Consider the following 22,035-nt stretch of genomic DNA (forward strand, 5'->3'; position numbering starts at 1 on the left):
CGATGCCCGTACCCGTGTGACGGACCGTCAGTCGAGGCCGGTCGCACCGCCGGACGCGCACCCGGCGGCCGGCACCCGCTGGGCTGAACGTGTTTCCCGTCCCGCCGGGGCTGGCCCGCGCGGGTGAAGGTACCGGCCGGGGGGTTCGGCGGGGGTGTCCCGCGCGGTACGGCTGCCGCAATCGGCACGGACACGGGCCGTGGCGGACGGCGGTCGAGCCGGAGTGGGAACAGGTGGCGCGATGACGGGCTTCACGCGGGGATGGCGGGCACGGGCGGGCGTCGCGGTCGCCGTGATCACCGCGCTGACGGCGGCGTCCGCCGGCCCCGCGGCGGCGGTGCGCGAGCGCGGGCCGGGCGCCGCCATCGAGGCGGTGATGAGGAAGCCCGGGTACGAGCACGCGCGGTGGGGCCTGCTGGAGGTCGACGAGAAGGGGCGCACCGTCCGGTCGGAGAACGCCGGGGAGTTCTTCATCCCCGGCTCCGCGGCCAAGCTGTTCAGCGTCTCGGCCACCTGGCGGACCATCGGCGGCGACCACCGGTTCACCACGCCCGTGCTGGCCGTCGGGCACCGGAACCACTCGGCGCTGGACGGTCACCTCGTGCTCGTCGGCCAGGGCGATCTCAGCCTGGGCGGCCGGACGGGCCCGGGCGGCACCATGGAGTACACCGACGTCGACCACACCTACGCCAACGACGTCCCCGGCGCGACGCTGACCCCGCAGAACCCGCTGGCGGGCATCGACGAACTGGCCCGCCAGGTACGGCACTCGGGCATCACCGAGGTCAACGGGGACGTCGTCGTCGACTCCCGCCTCTTCACCTCGTCCGCGAACCTGGACCCGGGCCCGACCCCGCTCATCGTCAACGACAACGTGATCGACCTGCTCACCACCCCGACGTCCGCCGGCCGGCCCGCCAGGCTCGACTGGCGCCCGCACGTCGCGCCGTACCGGGTCGACTCGCAGGTGCGCACCGTCCCGGCGGGCGGCACCACCGACATCTCCGTCACCGCCTCGCCGGACGGCACGCACATCACCCTCACCGGGACGATCGCGGCCGGGGCGAAGCCCGTCCTGAGGGTGTCCCCGGTGCGCAACCCCGATGCCTTCGGGCGGACCGCCCTCATCGAGGCGCTCGGCCGTGCGGGCGTCACCGTCCATGCGCACGCGACCGGCCCCAACCCGGCCGGCCTCCTGCGGCAGGACCGGCACGCCACGGAGCGCGTCGCGGCGTACGTGTCGCCTCCCTACGCCGAGTACGCCAAGGTCATCCTCAAGGTCAGCCACAACCTCGGGGCCAACCTGGGCATCTGCCTGATGGCCGTGCACGCCGGGAGCCGCAGCTGCGACGACGGCTTCCGGCCGCTCGCCGAGTTCGTCCGCAGGGCCGGGGTCGACCCGCGGCAGCTGCAGCTCCTGGACGGGCGCGGCGGCAACCCCGTGGACCGCATCGTCCCGACGGCCTTCCCGCGCCTGCTGAGGTTCTGGGAGCGCACCCCCGACGCGGCGCGGTTCCGCAAGGCCCTGCCGATCCTGGGCGTCGACGGCTCCCTCGCGGGCTCCTGCACCCGCGCGGCCACCTGCCCGGCCCACGGCAAGGTCTTCGCCAAACCCGGCACGGTCGCCGGCTTCGACGCGGTCAACAACCGGCTGGCCGTGGGCGGCGACACCCTGGCCGGCTACTTCGACACCGGCCGCGGCCGGCGCCACACCTTCTTCATCGGCGTCAACGGCGCCTCCGCACCGGACATCAAGGGCCTCCTCGCCATCATCGACGACCTCAACCACATCGCTGCCCTCCTCCAGCAACAGGCGGCCGCCCGCGAGAACGGGCCGCTCCGCGGGCACTGAGGAGCCGGGCACCGAGGGCCGGGCGCTGAGGAGCCGGGTACTTCCGCGAACGGGCGGCGTGCCTCGGGCGAGGCGTGAGAAATCGTCAGCCCCGATCGTCGCCCGGCTCGGATGTCGATCTCCGAGACCCCTTCGGGATTCTCTCCCGCATCAGGAGTCACAGCCCAAAACCGGACCAACCGGAGAGGAACTCCTGAAAAGCGCCACTTGTTTGACTTGTGTTTGACCCGTGAACTCTGGCGCATTTATGCAAGGTTCAGGGGACGGGCATTGGCTAGTGTGGGCGGTGGTGCTCGGGGTGGGAGTGATTCACGTAACTGTCCCTGTGATGCGGTCGGATGGGGCAGGTGCGTCGGTCACGTATCAGGAGGGGCATGATGGCGTCAGAGCGACCGGGGCATTTCCCTGATGAACGCGGCGGAGCCACAGTTCGCCGAACCGTGGTCGTCCCGCTGGACATAGGGATCGGCCGGCCCGTGGAAGCGACCGTCACCTCATTCGACGCTCTTTCCCACAGCGGCGAGCACGTACTGATCGGCATGGGGACACCGGGGGACATCCCCTTGGTCCGCGTCCACTCCGAGTGCCTGACCGGCGACGTCTTCGGCTCCTTACGCTGCGACTGCGGCCCGCAGCTGCGCGAAGCGCAGCGCAGAATTCACGAACGCGGCGGGGCGCTCGTCTACCTCCGGCAGGAGGGCCGCGGCATCGGTCTCTACAACAAGATCGACACCTATGCGTTGCAGGACACCGGCATGGACACCTTCGAGGCGAACACCGCGCTCGGATTCGCGCCCGACGCCCGCGACTACGCGGTGGCGGCGCAAATGCTCCAGGCGGCCGGCATACATCGGATCGATCTCCTGACGAACAACTCCGACAAGTCGGAGCAGCTGCGCCGGAACGGCATCGAGGTGGTCCACGAAATACCCACCGAGACGCATGCCAACCCCCACAACATCCGCTATCTCGCGGCGAAATCCACGGTCACCCGGCACGGGCTCACCCTCGATGCCGGCCGTGACGTCAAGGAAGCGCTGTCGTGACCGGAACCACCGAGGGGGCGCAGGGATGATCAGCCAGGATCTGGTCGAGCAGCTGATGCGGTACGGGACGTCCACGGTCGGCATCATCACCGCGACCGGGCGGAGCGGCGTGAACCTCATGTCCGCGGAGTGGACCTACCTCGTGGCCCGGCGGCCACCGCACTTCGCCGTCGGCTGCCAGATCAAGAACCACACCACGGGGCTCATCCTGGAGCGGCGCGAGTTCGGCCTGACCCTCTGCGACGCGTCCATGGCCTCCCTGGCGAACTTCGCCGGCACCTTCACGGGCGCCGAGATAGACAAGAGCTCGGCCTCCGGACTGCGGCTGCGCGAGCCGGCCGTGACCGGCACACCGACCGTCGAGGGCGGCACGCTCAGCGCCGAGTGCCGGGTCCGGTCGGTGGTGGACCTCCCCGACTACGCGCTGATCGTCGGAGAAGCCGTGTGGATGACGGTCGATCCGGCGCGCAACGCCGCCCCGCTGGTCAAACACGGGGGCATGTACGAGCTCGGCGAGCGGATCCTCAGCCGGCAGGTGACCGGCTCCGCCACCGCGTACCCCGACGGCACCGTGCGCCTGTGTGCCTCCGCGCAGGGCGTCGACGATCCGGAGCAGCCGGTGCCGTGGACCGTCACCCTGTCCCCGGGCGCCGGCGGCCCGGAAGTCCCGGTCGGCACCGTGCGCGACGGCGAGGACCTGGACGTCGTCATCGAGCTGCCACGAGCCCCCCTACCGGGCGACGCACTGATCGTCGCCCGCCCAGACTGCCGGCCCGTACGCGTCGCGCTGCCGACGACGTGACCGGTGGACCCTGTCCGATCGGAATGGAGGGAGGTGAACAGCATGCGTAAGGCCGTCCGCCGCTACACCCTCTCGGTCAAGTAACCGGGAGCAGGCACCGCAGAGCGATGACAGGCCCGGAAGCCCCCTCGTCCGGGGCTTCCGGGCCCCCTCCGCCGACGACCGCCGGGAGAGAGCACACTCATGAAGCTTACTCAGCGCGCCGCCAGGGTGGTCCGGGTCGAGGGGCACGGGCTTCTCGTCACCGACATCCGCGGCGGCCTCCACCTGCTGGACGAGGATTTCGAGCTGATCCGCTCCGGCCGCAACCCCGAGTCCGTCGCGCCGGTCTACGCGGTGACCACCTCGGGCGACTTCGCCTACACCAAGGACGCCCGCGGCACGGTGACCCAGTGGAGCCTGCACTCGCTGCACCCGGTCAACTCGCTCGACGCGCAGCACCTGCGGGGCGACGGCGAGTACCTGGAGGGCGAGGAACCCTCCACCCTCATCAACCGCGGGATCTGCGTCTGGCAGGACAAGCTGTACGTCAACAACGGCTACATGGAGATCGCGGTCATCGACGCGCGGACCTTCGACCTCATCGAGGTGCGGCCCTCCATCACCGACCACTTCCTCGAGTGGTTCTGCACCGAGCGGCCCGGTGAGCAGTGCGTCGCCGACAAGCACGGCAACCTCTACATCGGCGACCTCGCGGCCTTCGACTTCCCCGTCCACGTGCGGCTGGACGACAAGCTCAACCTGCACCGGGTCCGCTACGACCGCCGTCACGACCGGTACTGGGTGACGCAGGACGCGGGCGAGGACGACGCCCTGTACGTCGCCAACGGGGTGGTGGTCATCAGCCCGGACGGACGGATGCTGCACAACTTCAAGTTCGCGGCCGACGACGTCGAGGCCCTGGAATTCGACGACACCTTCTCGTTCGCCTACTGCGCGGGTTTCGAAGGCGAGATCACCGTCTTCGACAACCGGGAGAGCGAGCCGCGCATCGTGCGGACCATCGCACCCTTCCGCCACCAGATCACCGACATGACGATCACCTCCCGCGGCGACCTGGTGGTGCTCACCCAGGACGGGCAGATGGAGCGGGTCTCCCCGGAGGGCGAGCGGCTGGCCCGCCTCGACTTCGACAGCCGGTGCGTGTGGGACATCCAGCCGGACCCGCTCACCGAGGACGGCTACCTCGTCGCGACGGACACCGGGGTGCTCGCCGTCGAACTGACGGACGTCGAAGCCTCCCACCCGAACGTACGGGTCACCCGGCAGTGGGACCTCGGCCTGGGCTTCGTCCGCCGCGTCCGGCCGCTCGCGGACGGCACCTTCCTCGGCGTCACCCGCTCGGGAAGCCTCTTCCGCCACGACCGGGACGGAGAGTCCCTCTGGCGGGTCCCCTTCGCACCGCACCTGCACGACCTGAGCCCCGACGCCGGCGGCGAGCGGGTGCTGGTGGCGGCCAACGAAGGCGCCTTCGAACACGACGCGCGCACCGGAGAGCGGTTGCGCACGCTGGACCTGGCCGGGCTGGTGGCGTGGACCTGCGCCTACGGGCCGGCCGGAGAGCTGCTCTTCGGTACCCGCAACGGAGTCGTCTTCTGCTTCGAGCCCTCCGGCGAGCAACGCTGGCGAGTGGAACTCGGCGGCTACTGCAAGCGGATGCAACGCCACGAGGACACGGTCCTGGTGACCGGGGGCGAGTTCGCCGTCAAGGCCGTCGACGTGGCCACCGGCAAGGTGACGGGCCACTGGTTCGACATGCTGGAGAACACCGTCGAGAGCGCGGCGGTCATCGGCGACCGGGTGTACGCCACGTCCTACGGCCTGCAGATGGCGGTGTACGAGACGCGCTCGCCCGAAGTGCTGGGCGTCGTCGAGCCCTTCCAGGACTTCCCCAAGGCCCTGGCCAGGCGCACCGGCCGGGACGGCTCGCCGCGCAACCTGCTGCTGGTGGGAGGACGCGGCGGCTTCCTCCAGATACGGGACGTCACCGAAGAGGGGCCCCTGCTCCTGCGCACGGTCTATCTGCCCGCCGGATACGGGAAGTGAGACGGTAGTCGGGTGAGCCTGAAGACCGAGCCGAGCCCATGGCGGGACTCCCGGTTCCGGGTGTTCGCGGCGGGGAACCTCGCCAACAACCTCGGCGAGGGCATGTACGGCTTCGCCCTGCCCCTGCTCGTGCTGAGCTACACGGGCTCCCTTGCGACGATGGCCCTGCTGGTCGCGGTCTCCCCGCTGGTGATCACCATCGCGGGCCCGTTCCTCGGCCACGTGGTCGACCGCTACGGCTCACGCGTCCTGGTGGTGCCCGGACTGCTGCTGCAGCTCTGCGCTTCGCTGGCCCTCAACTTCGCGCTGCTGGGCGGGCCCGCGCCCGTGTGGAGCCTGTACGTGGCGGAAGCGCTCGTGCAGATCGGCGCCGTCTCCTACCGGGCCGGCTGGCTCGCGGGGATCCCCGCCATGTTCCCGGACAGCACCGGGCGGTCCCGGGGATCGCTGACCGTGCTGTTCCAGACGAGTCTGATCCTCGGGCCGGCACTGGCCTCCCTGCTCGTCGGCCCGCTGGGCTACACCGGACTCCTCTGGCTCAACAGCGCGACGTTCCTGGCCCCGCTCGTCGTGTGGTTCCTCGGCGTGAACCCGGTGGCCGGCCAGAAGCGGTACCGGTCGGCCCCGGTCTCCTTCGCCGAATCGCTGCGTGCCGGGCTGCGCATCTTCTCCCGCGGGGAGAAGATGGGCACGCTGCTGCTCCTGATGGTGCCCGCGAGCTTCACCTTCTCGACCGGCACCACGGCGCTCTTCGTCTTCCTCGCCCGCGACGTGCTGGACGCGTCGCCGAGCTCCATCGGCGTCGCCCTGGCCGTGGCCAACGTCGGCGGGCTCACGGGAGCACTGATCACGGCCGAGATCCCCCGGTGGAAGATCCGCACCGTCACCGTGCTGGGCCTGGCCAGCGCCGGCGGGGGCCTGCTGCTCATCGCCTCCGGCGTGGGCCTCGTGGCGGCCACGGCGGCCCTCACCCTCTTCTTCATCTGTGAGAACGTCATCGCGGTGGCCACGGAAATGGAGATGTTCAGCTCCGTACCGCCCGAGCTGATCGGGCGGGCCACCGGGATGTGGCGGCTGGCAACCGGACTTCCGACCGCCGCGGCTCCTTCGGTGATCGCCTTCCTCGGCGGATTCCTCGGGCCCCGGGCGATCTTCGTGGTTCTCGCCGTGGTCGCCGTCGTACCGCTGGCCTGGCTCCTCAGCCACCGCTCGGCGCTGCGCTACGAGAACCCGGACACCGGGGCCCCCGCCGGACCCGCGGCGCCCGACGCGCCCGGCGACGGCTCCCCCGGGACCGCTCGTGAGGTTTCCCCGCGCGACGGATCGCCCGCGGGGAGCTTCACCGAACATCCGGATGCCTCCGGCCGGGGGTGACCACGGCCGGAGGCGTGCCGTTCGGACGTGCTGCCGGCCGTGCTGTCAGCCGTCCGTCTTGACGCACGTCCGGTCGCTCGCCGGGAGTTCGCCCGTGGCCAGGTAGGCGTTGACCTGCCGGTCCACGCAGGCGTTGCCGTACTCGAGGTAGACGCCGTGCTGGTTGGCGCCCTTGACAGTGATGAGCTTGGAGCCGGGCAGCATGCCGTGCAGCGCGCGCCCGCCCTCGTAGTCGGTACGCGTGTCGCCGGTGGCGGCCACGATCAGCGCCGGGGCGTCGTGCTGTACCCGTGTGGGCTCCTCGCGCGGGCGGTCCCAGAAGGCGCACGGGCCGATGTTGTTCGTGAGCGGGCCGAACAGCGGGTGGGTGGCGCGGCTGCGCTCGATGTCGCGCCAGTAGATCTCGGGGTCGCGCGGGGCGGCGCCGTCCCCGCAGAGGATGGCCGTCTGCGCGCTTCCGTACTGCGAGTTCTTGCTGGTCAGCATCTCCTGCAGGGTCTTCTTGAACTCGGGGGAGAGCGGAGCGGGCTGGTTGTCCGCCGCCTTGGCCAGGGTGGACACCTGGTCGCCGAACTCCGCCCGCGCACTGTCGGTGTCCGACGAGATCGCGCCGAAGATCAGGGTCGGCACCTGGGTGTCGTCGAGCCGGAAGGAGTCGGTGCCCGTGCCGAGGGTCAGCCCGCGCGCGGACGCCTTGACGACGCGGTCGACGGTGGCGAGCACCTGGGCGCGGGTGCGGCCGAGGCCGTAGGCGTCGTGCTTCTTCGCGGCCCAGGCCGCCCAGTCGGCGAGCGCCTGCTCGTTCTCCTTCTCGACGCCCCGCAGCAACCGGGGGTTGTAGCGGCGCGGGTCGATCGCCCCGTCGAGGACCATCCGGTCGTAGCGGCCGGGGAACAACTGGGTGTAGACGGTGCCCAGGTAGGTGCCGTACGAGTAGCCCAGGTAGGAGATCTTGCGCTCGCCGAGCGCGCCCCTGATGACGTCCATGTCGCGGGCCGTGTTGCGCGTGCTGATGTGCGGGAGCATGGAGGCGCCCGCGGCGCGGCACTTCGCGGCCAGGTCCTTGTGCAGGGCGACCTGCCGGTCGAAGCTCTCCCGGCCGAGACCGGCCGAGTAGATGGAGTGGCCCACGGGCCAGTGGCAGTCGAGCGGTGTGCTGCGGCCCACGGAGCGCGGATCCATGCCGATGATGTCGTACCGTGCGCCGACGTCCTTCATGGCCTTGCGCATCTCCGGCGGGTCGCCGAGGGCGGGCCCGCCGGGACCGCCGAAGTTGATCAGCAGGGGGCCCACACGGCGGCGGGTGTCGGTGGCCTTGAGCCGGGATATCGCCACGGTGATCGTACGGCCGCCGGGGTCGGCGTAGTCGAGCGGTACGGTCACGTCCGCACACTGCGCGCCGGCCTTCTCCAGGTCACGACCGGTGGTGTCGTCGGGGCCCTTGACGCAGCTGCGCCAGTCGAGACGCTGCTGGTAGTAGCGGTCGAGGCCGGCCCCGGGCGGTGCCGCGGCGGGCAGTGCCACGGGGGCCGTGCGCGTGGAGGCGAAGGCCGCCGGGGCCGCGGTGAGGCAGGCGGTGAGGGCGAGGCCCGCGGCCGAGGCGCGGCGCGCGGCGACGGAGCTGAGAATGGTCACGGGGTCTCCTTGGTGCGGTCGGTGCTGTCGGTGTGGTCAGTGCGGTCAGTGATGTCGAGGTGACCGGTGCGGTCGGCGGCGCAGAACGCGGTGTTCACGACGGCACGGAAGTCCTCTTCCGCCCGGTCGGTATTGGGCACCTGGTTGAGGGCGAGGGCCACGCTCCGGCCACCGGGGCCGACCGCGCCCAGCGCCCGGTGGCCGCCGGGCACCGTCCCGCCGTGCCCCCACCACCAGCCGCCGCACTCCAGGGGAGTCGCGATCAGGCCCAGCCCGTAGCGGGCGCCGGGCCACAGCCGGTCCGGGTCGGCGGGCACGGTGCGCTTCATCTCGTCGAGCCACCGCGCGGGCAGCAGCTCGCCGCCGAACAGCGCACCGAAGAACCGGCTGACGTCGGCGGGCGTGGAGATCAGCGCGCCGCCCGCGCCACCGAAGGACATGTTCCACTCGGTGCCGTCGATCCGGGGCGACGGTGCGCCGTCCGGTGCGTCGGGGCCGGTGAAGTAACTGCGCGAGTGCGGGCCCCGGATGCGCGTCTCGTCGCCCGGCCAGTACGTGTCGCGCAGGCCGAGCGGCTGGAGGATCCGGCGGGTCACCTCCGCCTCCACGCCGCGTCCGGTGACCTTCTCGACGACGAGCCCGGCGATGAGGAAGTTGGTCGTCGAGTAGTGCCACTTCTTGTCCGGGCGGGGCTGCTCGATCGCGGTCGCGATCAGTTCGCGGGGTTCGAAGTGGCGGTGGCGCCACTCCTCCACGGGCCTGTCCACGAGGGCTTCGGTGTGGTCGGGAAGCCCACTGGTGTGCTGGAGCAGCTGGCGCACGGTGATCCTGCGGCCGTCGTGGCCGTTGCCCCGGATCAGCCCCGGCAGGTAGCGCTCGACCGGGGCGTCCAGCCCGATCCGGCCCTCGGCGGCGAGCTGCACGACGACCGCGGCGGTGAACGTCTTGCTGACGCTGCCGATCCGCAGCCGGTCCTGCGCGTTCATCGGCCGGCCGGTGCCGAGGTCGGCCACGCCGCGGGCGACGTTCCACTTGCCGCACCGGCCGCCGTCCGCTTCGACGGCCGCGCCCGGTATGCCGTGGCGGTGCGTGAGGGTGTCCAGGGAGGCGGCCACCGCGACGTGTGCGGCGTCGCACCCGGGGGAGGACGCGGGGAGGGCCGCGGTCCCCGCCGCGGCGGCCGAGGGGGTGGCGAGGCCCGTCAGAGCGATCACCGCCACGGCGAACGCTGCCGTACGGTGCCCTCGAAAGCGGCCTCGTGAGCGACTTCCCGAGCGACGTCCGCGACGTCCTAAGCGACTTCCTGCGGTGGTGCTGCTCTCGCTGCGCCGTACACGTGTCATACACCGGAACGCTAGTGACGCACCCGCCCGGGATCACTCCGGCAGGCCCCCGTATCCCTTCGGGGGCCTGCTCCACTACCGGCTTCCGGCGGGTCGCACGAGGTCGAAGAGGGTCGGGGGGCGGCCTTCCCAGATCCGGCGGGAGGCCTCTTCCGGATAGGGCACGGTCCGCGATCCGGCGTCCAGGACGCGCGTCAGCCGCTGATCGGGGCGGTAGGCGGGCCATCCGGCGTCGCCGGTGGTGACGAAGCGGACCCACGCCTGCCGGAGTTCGCGCGATACCGCGACGGCTTCGGGGGCCGGCCGGTCGCCGAGGAGGCCCCTGCCGGCGGGGCTGTCCGGTGTGCCGAACGCCAAGGGGACGTCGAGGCTGTGGCAGGCGCCCAGGGTCCCTCCGAAGGCAGGGGTGGGCAGTTGCAGTTCGAACAGGAAGGAGGTGCCGCCGGCCGCCGCGTTCGCCTCGGCCAGCTGCAGCGAAGGCATCCGGAACAGGGCGTCGGAGTACACCGATTCCAGCAGCTCCTGCGAGGTCGCCCGGGGGTGGGCGGCCCGGTAGGCCTCCGCGCCGTCCGGCCCCGGGGCGAACAGCTCCAGGGCTGTACGGGCGTCCTCGTCGGTGAAGGTCCCCAGCCGTCCGCTCAAGACGCTGAACAGCCGGAACTCGTCGCGGGTATGGCCGACGAGGAGCTCGGTTCCGCTCGCGCGGCCTCCGGTGAGCGCGGGCCAGGGCGCTTCGGGGAGGACCTCACCGTCCACGACGGGGCATATGGCGACACCGGTCTGAGCGAGCCGTCCCCAGCGCGCGCGGCGGCCGGGCAGGCCGGCGCTGAGGGAAGTGAGTTCGTCGGCCAGGCGCTGGGGCTCGATTTCGGCGAGCGCGGCGGCGGTGGGCGCCGTGCCGAGCCGGTCCGCGAGCGCGGCGGCGACCTGACCGGCCAGGGCGGGGGTGCAGTAGTTGCCCGGCACCGAGTGGGCGACGGCCCGCCGGAAGAGGCCGCGGGTCGGCTCCATCGCCAGCAGGGCGGCGATCGACCCCGCCCCGGCGGACTGCCCGGCGACGGTGACACGGCCGGGGTCCCCGCCGAAGGAGGCGATGTTCCGCTGCACCCACTGCAACGCCGCTATCTGGTTGAGGAATCCGCGGTTGGGCGGTGCGCCCCCGAGGAGGGCGAAACCCTCGGCGCCGATCCGGTAGTTGATGCTCACCACGACGAGGCCCGCGCCGGTCAGCGCCGCCGCGTCGTACATCGGGTCACTCGAAGCCCCCGCGATGTAGGCACCCCCGTGGATCCACACCAGCACCGGCAGCCCCGCCGCGCCCGGATCCGGAGTGCTGATGTTGAGCGTCAGCCAGTCCGTGCCTTCCCCCGGATCCGTGCGCACCGGGCCGGACTGCGGTGCCGCGGGGCCGAACTCCGCGGCCTGCCTGGTCCCTTCCCAGGGCAGGGGCGGGGCGGGTGCGGCGAACCGGAGCGCTCCCACCGGCGGCCGGGCGTAGGGGATGCCGCGGAACACCGCGTGTCCTTGTCGCCAACGACCCTCCACCAGGCCGTCGGTGGTGCGCACGCTCGGCTGTTCGGACATGGCGCGTCCTTTCTCTGCGAGTACCTCCCAGCGTTATCGGCCAAGTGTATTATGTCAACTGTAAGAAAAAGAGTTGCGGGTCGGAAGCCGGAACCACAGGGAAGGCGGAGCCATGCCGAAACAGGTGGACCACCGCGAACGCCGAGAAACGATCGCCCGGGCGCTGTGGCGCGTGGTGGAGCAGCGCGGCGTCGCGCACCTGACCATGCGCGAAGTCGCCCAGGAAGCCGGCATCTCCCACGGGGCGCTGCAGCACTACTTCGCCTCGCGCGGGGCGATGCTCTCCTTCGCCATGGACTTCGCGTCCGAACAGACCTCGCAGCGCGTAGGCCAGGGTCTGCAGGAGCTAGGCGACCGGCCTCACCCCCGCGACGTGCTCCGCCTGATGCTCGCGGAGACGCTCCCACTGCACGCCGACGCCCGAGCCACCAGCCGGATGAGCGCCGCCTACGTCCTGGAGGCGCTGCACGACGAGGAGGTCCACGCACGGGCGCGCGGCGGCCTGCTCCAAGGCCGCGCCCTCGTCGAGCAGCTGATCCGCCGGGCGATCGCCGACGGCCACATCCCGCCCGACCGCGACCCGGCGACCGAGACCAACCTGCTCCTCGCCCTCACCGGCTTCACGCCCCTCATCGAACTGAACGTGATCGATCCGGAGGACGCGCTCAAGGCGGTCGACCAGTACCTGGACAGGCTGTTCACGGGAAGTGGGCCCGGCGCGTAACGCGGCGTTCCGCCACCCGAGCGGTTCCTGAACCCGATGCTGACCAAGGTCCGGCCTGTGGTTACGGAGCCGGCTTTGGGTGCGAGGTGCTGAACTCCTCGTGCATGTCGCGCCGGTGGCGGTAGGCCAGGGCCGCCTGGACGAAGTGCCGGAACAGGCCTTCCGAGGAGGCCACGGCCGGGTCCGGGCGGGTGCCTTCGGCGTCGGTGACATCCCGTCCGGGCATGCCGGGCAGGTGGGTTTCGGGGCCACTGGATGCCCATCACGGGCGCGCCCGAGCGCGTCTCGAAGGCCTCGACCGACGACGAGCCGTCCGCCGAGGTCCGCGCGGCGACGGCCAGGATGTCGTCGGGAAGCCGTCGTACTTCGGCGTCCTGCGCGGCCCGTGTGCTCTGCCGGAAGGATCCGGGGGCGATCTCGGAAGCTGCCGCCCAGTGGGTACTGGTCACCGGGGCGACGGGCGGCGCGTCCGTTGCGCCCGGCCGGACGGGCGTGAAGACGTCCGCAAGTCGCGTGCCGGGGACGATGTCGACCGGGTGTCGCAGACCCCACGGGTTGTTCTTGTCGGTATGAAGGGCGCGCTCTGCGGCCGGCAGCGTTTCCACGGCCCCTCCGTAAGCCTCCAGCAACCGCCAGGAGCCTGCGCACACCGCGATGACCGGCATGCCGAGGTTCTTCGCTTGTTCGATCAGGGCCAGTTCGTAGGCGGTGCGGCTCCGGTGTTCCTCCAGGACGTACTCCTTGGTCTTGGGCGCGTCGACGGAGTTGTACTTCGCATCCTTGGGTGTGCCCCGCTCGGAAGCGATCTGGGTGTCGTTGGCGGACGGCGCCCCGGGGATCAGAAGGGCGTGGACCCCTTCCAGGTGGGCGCGAACCTGGGAGGCCTCAGCCGGACGGGCAGGGGTTGCGGCCCCCGATGCCGCCGCCCCGGGCGGCAGCGTCCGGCCTTCCACCTGTACGTCACCCGCCAGGCCCGACATCGCGGATACGGCCTTCAGGTCGTATCCCGTGTGCGCCGAACCGCGTCCGTCGGTCCGGTACGGCACCCCGACGACCACCTTCCTCGGTGTACAGGCCGACGCAGGCTCGCCGCCCTGCGCGCCGACCACGGCCGCTGTCGCACGGTTCCCCAGCGTCTGCTGGAGGGTGGTGAGACGGGCGGCCACGGCCGGGACCGGGGCCGGTGGCCCATGTACGGCGGCGGAGGGCTCGGCCGGTTGCGCCTCTTCCCTGCGCTGGGTGCGGTGCACGTGCGTCTCCTCTCCCGCCGGGGCCACCGGACGCGTTCCCCGGACTGCATGCTCGCCCGGATCCGCGCCGCCCGTCCACAGGCCCTATCCGGCCTGCGAACCCGGCCGGGCGGCCGTCAGGGCCACGGGTAGCCGAGCGCCTCGGCGGACTCCCGGCTGCCGCCCCTGACCTCCGCGTAGCCCTTCGGGTCCTCCGTCGACAGACGGTGCAGCGCCGCGGCGGCCTGCTGCTCCGGCGGTGTGCCGTCGTCCTGGAGTTCCCAGATGAACTGCAGGCAATGGCCGTCCTCGTCCTGGTGCCCGGCGGCGCTCCCCGGCCGGAACGTGAACGACACGGCGATCGTGTCGGGCTCGCCGAAGTCGGTGCCGGCCCAGTCCAGGCGGGCGTCCCACCGGGCGAGGACGCCGGGTCGGGCGCGTAGTCCCGCGGCGATGAGCCGCGCGGCGTTCCGGGCCGGCCAGGCCCAGGAGCGGTCGGTCTCCGCACGCGCGATCTCGGCGTCGTAGGCGGCCGCGTCGAAGCGGTACTCGGGGAGCTCGGGCGCGGGCTGCCGGCTCGGCAGGGTGCTCGGACGGCGCCAGTCGCGCCACACCACCCGGTCCCCGTCGCGGCAGATGGTGACGTGGAGCGCGCCGCAGCAGCCCTCGGTGCAGTACGCCTCGGCGAGCCGCACTTCACGGGGCTCGGCCGTGGCCCGCAGGCGGCCGGTGTCGAGCAGGTACTCGGGGGAGTGGGCGGGGCCCCGGCCGAAGACCTCGGGCACCAGGGGGCGGCCGTCGATCAGAAGCCGTGTCTCGACGGTTTCCGGGACCGCCGGGTCGCGGACGACGACCTCGACGCGGAGCCGGCCCGCAGCCGCCGGGCGGGTGAAGGGCTGTCGTGCGGCGCGGCGTATCCAGTGGACCCGGCGGCGCTCGGCGGGGTCGGTGAGGCCGGGATCGGTGGGTACGGCGGCCCACGCAGGTGCGGTCAGTACGGACTCCAGGGTCTCCAGGAGCACTTCGCGCTGTCCGGGCCGCCAGCCGAGGAGAACGCCGGGCCCGCTGTGCAGGTCGAGGGCGACGGAGAGCAGGATCGCGTAGTGGTCGAGACCTGGAGGCAGCCGGGAGGCGCGGCTCACGAAGGCCTCGTACGCGGCGACAGCCCCGTCGTAGGCGAGGATCTCGTACGTGTAGTCGTCCGCCCGCGCCATCCTGACCAGCAGGCGTCCTGCCTGGGCCAGGGTGGGGGCGTCGACCGGATCGTTGCTGATGATGTCGTCGAGCATGACGGTCTCCGCGATTCTGCGGGCGGTTTCGGACCCCACGGCACGGGGGTCGAGGGGGACGGCGAGCAGCCCGTCGCGGGCCGCCCGGTCGTCGCGGGCGAGCAGGGCGTCGACCAGGCGGCGCAGCTCCCGGCCCTCGGTGCAGCGGCTCAGCCACACGAGGGCGCCGGTCGGGCAGTCGATGGCGGTGAGGGCCGCGACGACCGGGCGGGTGAAGGTCCGGAACAGGCCGAGGACCGTGAGGCAGGGGATGTCCTCCGGTTCGCCGAGGCGCGCCAGGAGGCCGATTCCGACGCTCACGGCCGGTGCGCTCGTGCCCGTACGGACCAGGCGCCGTCCGAGGGCGCGGGCTGCCGCTTCGTCCTCCAGCGGCAGCCGGGCGAGGGCATCCCGGACGTGGGCGACCCGTGCGCCCAGTTCGCCGAGGCGGTGGTGCACTTCGCCGGCGGCCCGGAGGGTGTCGGGGTCGCTCAGCAGCGGGGCGACGGCGTCCGTCGCGGCGGCTCGGGCTTCGGCCCCGTCGAGGTGGCCGGACTGCCGGGCCGCAGCCGGTGCTGCTGCGGGCGAAGTCGGGTCCGGGGCCGGATCGGGATCAGGCTCCGGCAGGCGGTAGCCGCGCCGGGGAGGGCGGCCGTCGGGCTCTGCGTCCCGCAGGCGCAGGGCGTAGGCGTACAGGGAGGTCCGAGGGGTGAGCGCGTCGCGCTCTTCCTGCGGGCTCACCAGGCGGGGTGGGACTCGATTCCGTAGGTCATACGGAGGATCCTGCCAGCCCCGCAGGGCCTCCCGCCAGGGGTTTTTCACGGGACCGGGTGGCAGGCCCGGGCGGCGAGCCGCCACGGAGGGAATGTCAGTCCTCGGTCGTAGGGTGCGCGGCATGGCTACCGAGATCGTTTACGAGCAGGGGGACGCGACGGCCCCCCGAGGCTCCGGCCGCCCGCGCATCATCGCTCACGTCTGCAACGACTCGGGTGGTTGGGGGAGGGGCTTCGTCCTGGCCCTGTCCCGGCGGTGGAGCGCTCCCGAGACCGCCTTCCGCCGGTGGTACAGGGACCGGCAGGGCAATGACTTCGCCCTCGGGGCCGTGCAGTACGTCGAGGTCGAGCCGGGTCTGTGGGTGGCCAACATGGTGGGGCAGCACGGCATGCGTACCGCCGCGGAGCGCGCGGCCGGCGTCGGCGTCCCGGTGCGTTACGAAGCGATCGATGCCGCCCTGGCCTCACTCGGGGACAGGGCCCTCGCCCTCGGGGCGTCGGTGCACATGCCCCGGATCGGCTGCGGCCTGGCCGGGGGCCGGTGGGAGGTCGTCGAGCCGCTCGTCACGCGGAGGCTGACCGGCCGCGGGGTGCCGGTCACCGTCTACGACCCGGCCTGACCGTCCGCGCCCGCAGGCCCTCCGGCGCCCTCCACCTCGCCGAACAGGACGTTGGCCGTGCGCACGGTCTGCCAGCAGGGGGAGCAGAGGTCCAGCCAACGCGGCCCGTGCGCACCGGAGTTGACGACGACGGCGCAGCGGGCGGGCTGCCCGCAGCCGAGGCACAGGTGCCGGCCTTCGCGTACGCGGAGGTGGAGGTCCGACTCGTCCGGGTCGGCGGGCGCGCTCGCGAGCAGCGTGGGCTCGGCGGCGATGAGGTGGAGCAGCCCTTCGGCGGTCGCGGCGTTCACCCGGCGACCGTACGGCACGCACGGTGCGGGACGCCATCCTTCACATCGCCGAGATCCACCCTGCCCGCGCGCGGGGCGCCCTCATGTGCCCGGCCGCGGCGGCGCACTGGGGCGCGGGCTTCGTCGGGGCGACGACGTTCCTGCCGCCGGTGCGGGGGCTGTCGCCCGAAGGCGCCTACCGCGCCATGGCCGCCGCCCTGCGGCAGGAGGGCGTCGACCTCGCACAGGACTGGTTCGACGCCCGTACCGGCCTGTCCTCGGCCGAGATGATCCGCACGCTGCTCGACGAGCGCGGACTGAGCTGGGCCGCCCCCTCGAGGAAGTCCTCGCGGCACAGGACGCGCTGTTCCTCGAGCAGGCGCACACCGTACGCCCGCACGCGGCCGTCCTGGCCGTGGTGGAGGCGGTGAAGCACCGCCTCCCGATGACGGTGGTACCCCTCGCGCTGCCTGGTCTACGAGGACAGCGACGAGGGCATCGCCGCGGCGCACGCGGCGGGCATGCCGGTGATCGACGTCAGGCCGTTCACGCGTCGGTGACCTGCGCGGAAGCCGCCTCCGGCCCGGTCTGCTGGGCCGGGATGCGGCGTACGCATTCGATGAGGTAGTCGCCGCCGTCCGGGTCGAGCGTGACGCCGTGCGCCTCGCTGTGGAAGCCGGGGAAGCGCCGGTCGAAGGACTCCAGGGCCTTGAGGTAGTGCAGCAGCGGGCCGTCCTGCGTGCCGGTGTTCTCGCCGGGCATGAGGACGGGGATGCCGGGCGGGGTGACGGTCACCATGGCGGCGGCCACCCGGCCCGCCGCCTCGGCCAGCCGCACCCGTTCGGTGCCGCCGCGGATGAGGCGCTGGTAGCAGTGCTGGGGCGGGGTGACGGGCTCGGGCAGGTCCTGGAAGGCGGTGTCGAGCAGTTCGACCAGGTCCGTCTCGCGCAGGTGGTCGTGCATCTCCTGGCACAGCCCGCGCAGGGTCCCTCCGGTGTAGCGCTGCGGGTGCGCCTCGACCAGCTCCGGCAGGACGCGCTCCAGCGGCGCGTCCTCGTCGTAGAGCGTCTTGAAGTCCATCAGGGCGTCCATGAGCGTGCCCCACTTGCCCTTGGTGATCCCCATGGAGAACAGGATGAGCGTGGTGTAGCTGTCGGTCTTCTCCACCACGATGTTCCGGGTGGCCAGGTAGGCGGTGAGGACGCGGGCCGGGATGCCCCAGTCGGACATCCGCCCCGAGGCGTCGATGCCGGGGCAGGTGAGGGTGACCTTGACGGGGTCGAGGAGGCAGTAGCCCTCGGTCAGGCCGGGGAAGCCGTGCCAGTCGGCGCCGGGCTCCAGCTGCCAGCAGGACGGCTCGGTGCGCAGCAGTTCGGCGGGGGCGTCGGCGAAGGGCACCTGCTCGCCGGTGGCGGGGTCGGTCACCGTCTCGGGCTGCCAGACGCCGAAGAACCAGCCGGGCCGGTCGCCGGCGGCCGCGATGCGGCGGCCGATGCGGACGACCGTCTGGCGGAAGCGGACGGCCTCGGCCACCGCCTCGTCGATGAGCCAGCGGCCCTGCGGCCCGTCCATCATCGCGGCGGCCACGTCCAGGGAGGCGATCATCGGGTACAGCGGCGAGGTGGTGCCGTGCATCATGAACGCTTCGTTGAAGCGCTCGTGCTCCACCGGCGCCCGCGGCGCGGGCTTGACGTGCACCATCGCCGACTGCGACAGCGCGGCCAGGAGTTTGTGCGTGGACTGGGTGGAGAAGACGGTGGGCCGTTCGGGCTCGGGGAAGGTGCCGGGGCCCACCGCCATGCCGTAGCGCCCCGCGTAGAGGGGGTGGAACCGGGCGTAGGCGAACCAGGCTTCGTCGAAGTGGAGCCGGGGCGTGCTCGGCGCGAGGGCCCGGGCGACCTGCAGTGCGTCGTAACACAGGCCGTCGTACGTGGAGTTGGTGAGGACGGCGTACTGGGCGTCGGGGGAGACCGCCCCCGGGGTCAGCGGGTTGCGGGCGATCCGGGAGGCGACCGACTGCGCCTGGATCTCGGCGGGCGGCAGCGGGCCCGCCAGCCCGTATCCGTTGCGCGTGGGCACCAGGTAGACCGGTCGCGCGCCCGACAGGACCAGGCCGTGCAGGACCGACTTGTGGCAGTTGCGGTCCACCAGCGCGATCTCGTCGCGCGTGACGCTGAAGTGGCCGACCATGCGGTCGCACGTCGAGTCGCCGTGCAGGACGAAGTAGGTGCGGTCGGCGCCGAAGATACGGGCGGCGTTGCGCTCCGCCGCCCCGACGGGGCCGGTGTGCTCGAAGAGCGACCCGAGCTCCCCGACCGAGATCGACAGGTCGCTGCGCAGCAGCCGTTCCCCGAAGTGGTCGTAGAAGGCCCGGCCGACGGGGGACTTGAGGAACGCGACGCCGCCGGAGTGGGCCGGGGTGTGCCAGGAGTACTCGTGCGTGTCGTCGAATTCGCGCAGCGCCTTGAAGAACGGCGGCAGCAGGTCTTCCTGGTAGCCGCGGGCGGCCCGTGCGATCCGTCCGGCGATGAAGGGGGCGGTGTCCTCCAGCGGCCAGATGTAGCCGACGACGGTCTCCGCCACCCACAGGGGCAGGTGGTCGAGGTCCTCGCCGGCCGTGATCAGGAAGACCGGCAGGTTCTGGAAGCGGCGGCCCACCTGGCGCAGCACACCGGAGCCGCCCGGCTCGCCGTCCTCCGCGCCGTCCTCCTTGCCGTCTTCCGCGCCGGCCTGCTTCCCGCCCTCCTTGGCGTCCTTCCCGTCCGCTCCGGGAAGCCCCCAGTCGACGACGGCGGCGGCCAGCCCGGCCTCGGTGCGCAGCACCGCCCGGGCGCCGTCGCTCGTGGAGGCCCAGCGCACCTCGTAACCGGCCGCCTCCAACTCCTTGTGGATCCGGCGCAGTTGCTCGGCTCCGGTGCCCCCGTCCCCGGAGTTCTCCCGTACTGCGAACAGAATCGTCCCGTCTGCCATGCCGCCCCCTGCTGCTCTGCTGCGATGTCCGCTGCGGTCTTCGAGAGGCAATCGCAGGAACACGGGCAGCGGCGCCGCGACCGGGCCGAAACCACCCCGATGAGGGAAAGGGCGACACCGGCGGTGAGCCCCGGGTGCTTACGGCTCGAAGCGCAGGGCGCGCAGGATCTCGCCGTCTTTGGCCGGATGCGCCCGCTCCAGCATGCGGCGCAGTTCCGAAGCGGCCACCGGTTCGTACACGGTGACGGTGAGGGTGACCCCGTCGCGCTGCAGCGCCATCCCGCCGGCGGAGCTCCCGTCGCCCAGCGTCCGGGTTACGGAAGTGAAGCCTCCGCCAAGGTCCTTGCAGGTGGCGGGGCCGGGCAGGGTGCGGTCGTCGCAGGGGGAGACGCTGCCGGGCCTCACCTCGTACTGGAACGGCTGCCGCATCCGGTCCTTGCCGGAGCCGGAGCCCGTATGGCGGTAGCCGAGGCGGAACCCCCCGGCCGAGATGCTGCCGTTGCCCGCATCGATCTCGTAGCCGTCAGGGGCCTCGGGCAGCAGAAGTTGCTCCCGCCGGAGTGGCGAACCCTCCAGCAGGGAAGCCAGCTCCTTGCTCCGGTCCGCCTGGTACCCGGACCACACCAGGAAGACCGCGGCGCAGGCGGTCACCGCTCCTGCAGCGGCGCGTACGGCCCGGGCGGGCACGGACAGGGCCGCGCACAGGGCGTACGGCACGCCGCACCACAGGAAGAGCGTCGAATCACCGCCCAGGCCGATGTCACCGGAGCGCCGGACGAGGTATCCGAGCGCAACTCCGGCGCTCCCTCCCAGGAACACCGCGACCGCCCACCCGACTTGCCCGGCGGTCGTGCGGCGCACGGGCGGGGCGGCGGGGCCCGGCCTCATGTCCCGGACCGGCAGCCCGGCCGCGAACAGCAGCGCCACCATCACCGCGCTCCCGGCCACGAGCGCCCCCACCGCGCCGGGCAGGCCGCCCGCCCACGCCCACACGACGCCGACCTGCCACGCCCAGGGCACCACGAGCGCCCCGGCGAGCCACGCCGTGCCGAGGAGCAATCCGACGGGCGCCCACCGTGTCCGCCGCGTCAACCATCTGCCTGCTTGATCCATAGGACGATCGTGCGCAAACGTTCCTCGGAGCACCTGAGTACGCGTACTCAGAACGACGTGGATGGCTCGTGGGGCCCGCCGGGGCTCCGTGGAGGGGTGAACGATGAATGCGGCGGTGGATCCGGCGAACACAGGCGGTTTGAAGCGGCGGCTGGGCGTCTTCGACGCCGTCGTCATCGGCCTGGGGGCGATGCTCGGGGCGGGGATCTTCGCCGCGCTCGGGCCGGCGGCCGGCGCCGCGGGATCCGCCCTGCTGCCCGCCCTGGCCCTGGCCGCACTGGTGGCGTACTGCAACGCCACCTCCTCGGCACGGCTGGCCGCCCGCTACCCGGCCTCGGGCGGAACCTACGTCTACGGCCGCGAGCGCCTCGGCGAGTTCTGGGGCCACCTGGCAGGCTGGGGCTTCGTCGCGGGCAAGACCGCCTCCTGCGCTGCCATGGCCCTGACCGTCGGGACATACGCGTGGCCCGGCCGGGCCCACGCGGTCGCGGTGGCGGCCGTCGTGGTGCTGACGGCGGTGAACTACGCAGGAGTGCAGAAGTCCGCCCGGCTGACCCGGGCGATCGTCGCCGTCGTCCTGGCGGTCCTGGCGGCGGTGGTCACCGCCTGCCTGACCGGCGGAACGGCAGAAGCCGGCCGTCTGCACATCGCCGCGGACACCGGCGTGGGCGGGGTGCTGCAGGCGGCCGGGCTGCTGTTCTTCGCGTTCGCCGGGTACGCCCGCATCGCGACCCTCGGCGAGGAGGTGCGCGACCCCGCCCGCACCATCCCCCGTGCCATCCCGCTCGCCCTGGGCATCGCCCTCGTGGCGTACGCGGCCGTCGCCGCCGCGGCGCTGTCCGTCCTCGGCCCCGACCGGCTCGCCGAGGCCACCGCGCCGCTGGCGGAGGCCGCGCGCCTGTCCGGCGCCCCCGCCCTGGTGCCCGTCGTGCGCGCCGGTGCGGCCGTCGCCGCCCTCGGCTCCCTGCTCGCCCTGATCCTGGGCGTCTCCCGTACCACCCTCGCCATGGCCCGCGACCGCCACCTGCCCCACGCCCTGGCCGCCGTCCACCCCCGCTTCGCCGTCCCGCACCGCGCCGAACTCGCCGTCGGGGCGGTCGTCGCAGTGCTCGCCGCAACGGTGGACGTGCGGGGCGCGATCGGCTTCTCCTCCTTCGCCGTCCTGGCGTACTACGCCGTCGCCAACGCCGCAGCGTGGACCCTCACCCCGGAGGAGGGCCGCCCGCCGAGGCCGGTCCCGGTCATCGGTCTGACCGGCTGCGCGGCCCTGGCGTTCGCCCTGCCCGTGACGTCGGTCGCAGCCGGAGCCGCGGTCCTCGCGACGGGGGCGGCCGTCTACGGCCTTCGCAAGTTCCTTTCCCGCGCCTGACAGCAGGCGGTGACCCGT

At 72.6% G+C, this 22,035-nt stretch carries 17 protein-coding genes and 1 pseudogene; 9 read left to right on the forward strand and 9 right to left on the reverse strand.

The genetic code is table 11. The annotated features are described in order from the left end of the window. Positions 1-241 precede the first annotated feature (241 nt). The 5 genes from dacB (at position 242) to ACFPP6_RS26520 (ending at position 7,120) form a co-directional block, all read left to right on the forward strand. The gene (dacB, locus tag ACFPP6_RS26500) at positions 242-1,852 is read left to right on the forward strand and encodes a D-alanyl-D-alanine carboxypeptidase/D-alanyl-D-alanine endopeptidase (RefSeq protein WP_382047209.1); all 1,611 of its coding nucleotides are present in this window, start codon (positions 242-244) and stop codon (positions 1,850-1,852) included. Between the two features lie 377 nt (positions 1,853-2,229). After that, positions 2,230-2,898 carry a GTP cyclohydrolase II gene (locus tag ACFPP6_RS26505; RefSeq protein ID WP_382047212.1) on the forward strand — a complete coding sequence of 223 codons (669 nt, stop codon included), beginning with the start codon at positions 2,230-2,232 and terminating at the stop codon, positions 2,896-2,898. 25 nt (positions 2,899-2,923) lie between these two features. Then, positions 2,924-3,700 carry a flavin reductase family protein gene (locus tag ACFPP6_RS26510; protein WP_382047214.1) on the forward strand — a complete coding sequence of 259 codons (777 nt, stop codon included), beginning with the start codon at positions 2,924-2,926 and terminating at the stop codon, positions 3,698-3,700. Between the two features lie 183 nt (positions 3,701-3,883). Beyond that, a complete protein-coding gene (locus tag ACFPP6_RS26515) occupies positions 3,884-5,746 on the forward strand; it encodes an outer membrane protein assembly factor BamB family protein (RefSeq protein WP_382047217.1) in 1,863 nt (620 codons plus the stop codon). 12 nt (positions 5,747-5,758) lie between these two features. Then, positions 5,759-7,120 (forward strand): MFS transporter, encoded by a 1,362-nt coding sequence (locus tag ACFPP6_RS26520; RefSeq protein ID WP_382047220.1) that lies wholly within the window; start codon positions 5,759-5,761, stop codon positions 7,118-7,120. Between the two features lie 45 nt (positions 7,121-7,165). Here the strand turns inward: ACFPP6_RS26520 and ACFPP6_RS26525 are convergent, their stop codons facing one another. The 3 genes from ACFPP6_RS26525 to ACFPP6_RS26535 form a co-directional block, all read right to left on the reverse strand. Next, positions 7,166-8,755: an alpha/beta hydrolase gene (locus ACFPP6_RS26525; protein ID WP_382047223.1), complete on the reverse strand. Its 1,590-nt coding sequence runs from the start codon at positions 8,753-8,755 to the stop codon at positions 7,166-7,168. Then, positions 8,752-9,975 (reverse strand): serine hydrolase domain-containing protein, encoded by a 1,224-nt coding sequence (locus ACFPP6_RS26530; RefSeq protein ID WP_382047226.1) that lies wholly within the window; start codon positions 9,973-9,975, stop codon positions 8,752-8,754. Before ACFPP6_RS26530 ends, ACFPP6_RS26525 begins: the two co-directional genes overlap by 4 nt. Before the next feature lie 198 nt (positions 9,976-10,173). Then, positions 10,174-11,682 (reverse strand): carboxylesterase/lipase family protein, encoded by a 1,509-nt coding sequence (locus ACFPP6_RS26535; RefSeq protein WP_382047229.1) that lies wholly within the window; start codon positions 11,680-11,682, stop codon positions 10,174-10,176. A gap of 112 nt (positions 11,683-11,794) precedes the next feature. On the opposite strand from ACFPP6_RS26535, the gene ACFPP6_RS26540 reads away from it, so the two are divergent. Next, the gene (locus ACFPP6_RS26540; RefSeq protein WP_382047232.1) at positions 11,795-12,406 is read left to right on the forward strand and encodes a TetR/AcrR family transcriptional regulator; all 612 of its coding nucleotides are present in this window, start codon (positions 11,795-11,797) and stop codon (positions 12,404-12,406) included. Between the two features lie 61 nt (positions 12,407-12,467). Here the strand turns inward: ACFPP6_RS26540 and ACFPP6_RS26545 are convergent, their stop codons facing one another. The 3 genes and pseudogenes from ACFPP6_RS26545 to ACFPP6_RS26555 all read right to left on the reverse strand — a co-directional run bounded on the left by ACFPP6_RS26545 (position 12,468) and on the right by ACFPP6_RS26555 (position 15,644). Then, positions 12,468-12,632 carry a hypothetical protein gene (locus ACFPP6_RS26545; protein ID WP_382047536.1) on the reverse strand — a complete coding sequence of 55 codons (165 nt, stop codon included), beginning with the start codon at positions 12,630-12,632 and terminating at the stop codon, positions 12,468-12,470. A gap of 34 nt (positions 12,633-12,666) precedes the next feature. After that, positions 12,667-13,386: pseudogene (locus ACFPP6_RS26550) on the reverse strand (gamma-glutamyl-gamma-aminobutyrate hydrolase family protein); the annotation flags it as partial. Between the two features lie 386 nt (positions 13,387-13,772). Continuing rightward, on the reverse strand, positions 13,773-15,644 hold the full coding sequence (locus ACFPP6_RS26555; protein WP_382047235.1) for a hypothetical protein: 1,872 nt from the start codon (positions 15,642-15,644) through the stop codon (positions 13,773-13,775). 154 nt (positions 15,645-15,798) lie between these two features. Between ACFPP6_RS26555 and ACFPP6_RS26560 the strand changes: the two genes are divergently transcribed. After that, complete coding sequence (locus tag ACFPP6_RS26560) at positions 15,799-16,296, forward strand: macro domain-containing protein (protein WP_382047237.1); 498 nt, start codon at positions 15,799-15,801, stop codon at positions 16,294-16,296. Here ACFPP6_RS26560 and ACFPP6_RS26565 read toward each other — a convergent pair. Beyond that, a complete protein-coding gene (locus ACFPP6_RS26565; protein WP_382047240.1) occupies positions 16,281-16,586 on the reverse strand; it encodes a hypothetical protein in 306 nt (101 codons plus the stop codon). The genes ACFPP6_RS26560 and ACFPP6_RS26565 overlap by 16 nt on opposite strands. A 23-nt stretch (positions 16,587-16,609) precedes the next feature. On the opposite strand from ACFPP6_RS26565, the gene ACFPP6_RS26570 reads away from it, so the two are divergent. Continuing rightward, positions 16,610-16,996: an HAD family hydrolase gene (locus ACFPP6_RS26570; RefSeq protein WP_382047242.1), complete on the forward strand. Its 387-nt coding sequence runs from the start codon at positions 16,610-16,612 to the stop codon at positions 16,994-16,996. Positions 16,997-17,111: 115 nt separating this feature from the next. Here the strand turns inward: ACFPP6_RS26570 and ACFPP6_RS26575 are convergent, their stop codons facing one another. Further along, positions 17,112-19,535, reverse strand: coding sequence for an Orn/Lys/Arg family decarboxylase (locus ACFPP6_RS26575; RefSeq protein ID WP_382047245.1), 2,424 nt, complete (start codon positions 19,533-19,535; stop codon positions 17,112-17,114). Between the two features lie 138 nt (positions 19,536-19,673). Continuing rightward, positions 19,674-20,627, reverse strand: a complete 954-nt coding sequence (locus tag ACFPP6_RS26580) for a hypothetical protein (protein WP_382047247.1) — start codon at positions 20,625-20,627, stop codon at positions 19,674-19,676. Between the two features lie 124 nt (positions 20,628-20,751). On the opposite strand from ACFPP6_RS26580, the gene ACFPP6_RS26585 reads away from it, so the two are divergent. Further along, on the forward strand, positions 20,752-22,017 hold the full coding sequence (locus tag ACFPP6_RS26585; RefSeq protein WP_382047250.1) for an APC family permease: 1,266 nt from the start codon (positions 20,752-20,754) through the stop codon (positions 22,015-22,017). The last annotated feature ends 18 nt before the right edge of the window (positions 22,018-22,035 follow it).

Origin of the sequence: Streptomyces aureoversilis, from assembly GCF_042657885.1 — a bacterium.
GTDB lineage: Bacteria > Actinomycetota > Actinomycetes > Streptomycetales > Streptomycetaceae > Streptomyces > Streptomyces aureoversilis.

Excerpts from the sequence above, each read along its gene's own strand:
- dacB (WP_382047209.1), top strand. The coding sequence starts at position 242 with ATGACGGGCTTCACGCGGGGATGGCGGGCACGGGCGGGCGTCGCGGTC.
- ACFPP6_RS26535 (WP_382047229.1), bottom strand. The coding sequence starts at position 11,682 with ATGTCCGAACAGCCGAGCGTGCGCACCACCGACGGCCTGGTGGAGGGT.
- ACFPP6_RS26560 (WP_382047237.1), top strand. The coding sequence starts at position 15,799 with ATGGCTACCGAGATCGTTTACGAGCAGGGGGACGCGACGGCCCCCCGA.
- ACFPP6_RS26545 (WP_382047536.1), bottom strand. The coding sequence starts at position 12,632 with ATGCCCGGACGGGATGTCACCGACGCCGAAGGCACCCGCCCGGACCCG.
- ACFPP6_RS26575 (WP_382047245.1), bottom strand. The coding sequence starts at position 19,535 with ATGGCAGACGGGACGATTCTGTTCGCAGTACGGGAGAACTCCGGGGAC.
- ACFPP6_RS26510 (WP_382047214.1), top strand. The coding sequence starts at position 2,924 with ATGATCAGCCAGGATCTGGTCGAGCAGCTGATGCGGTACGGGACGTCC.
- ACFPP6_RS26540 (WP_382047232.1), top strand. The coding sequence starts at position 11,795 with ATGCCGAAACAGGTGGACCACCGCGAACGCCGAGAAACGATCGCCCGG.
- ACFPP6_RS26515 (WP_382047217.1), top strand. The coding sequence starts at position 3,884 with ATGAAGCTTACTCAGCGCGCCGCCAGGGTGGTCCGGGTCGAGGGGCAC.
- ACFPP6_RS26585 (WP_382047250.1), top strand. The coding sequence starts at position 20,752 with ATGAATGCGGCGGTGGATCCGGCGAACACAGGCGGTTTGAAGCGGCGG.
- ACFPP6_RS26505 (WP_382047212.1), top strand. The coding sequence starts at position 2,230 with ATGGCGTCAGAGCGACCGGGGCATTTCCCTGATGAACGCGGCGGAGCC.